General features: G+C 66.1%; 1 protein-coding gene. It reads left to right on the top strand.

From position 1 onward, the window contains the following. Nucleotides 1-560 (top strand): lantibiotic dehydratase (locus WA762_RS35510; protein ID WP_335941717.1); only part of this gene is annotated, 560 nt, incomplete at both ends.

Below are 560 nucleotides of genomic sequence, written 5' to 3'. Positions count from 1 at the left end.
CGTTGGCGGTTGTGGGAGCAGTTCTCGTTGCGTGGGCCGGGTTTTCCGGTGGGGGGTGTGTTGGATCTGGCGCCGGTGGATGTGTCGGTGTATGCGGACAAGTTTGCTGGTGGGGTGGGGTTGTCGGGTCCGGATTGGGATGAGTTCGAGGGGGTGTTCGGGGAGGTTGCGGCGCGGACGGCGGTGAGGTTGCAGGGGGTTGCGGGGGGTTCGGATTTCACGGCTGCGGTGGCGTGGCAGAACCGGACGGTGTTGCGGACGGGGTTGCGGCCGTTTCTGGGGTGGGTTCCGTCGGCGTCGAATCGGTCGAGCATGCCGCGTCAGCGTGAGGAGTTGGTGGCGCATTACTGGCAGCGGTTCTGTGTGAAGAACGACACGATCGGGTTCTTCGGTCCGGTGGGCTGGGGTCGGATCGATCGTTCGGTGGGTGGGGTGGAGATCGATCCGGGGGAGGGGCTGACGGAGTCGTCGTCGGTGTTCTTCTCCAGTTGGTCGATCGACGCGCTGGCCAGGACGTTGTCGGCGGACGAGCGGCTGATGGCCTGGATACCCCCGCGCCG

Source organism: Streptomyces tyrfis (assembly GCF_037034285.1).
In the GTDB taxonomy this organism is placed as follows: domain Bacteria; phylum Actinomycetota; class Actinomycetes; order Streptomycetales; family Streptomycetaceae; genus Streptomyces.
Note: the sequence above shows the minus strand (reverse complement) of the source record. Positions and strands in the feature narration are given on the sequence as shown.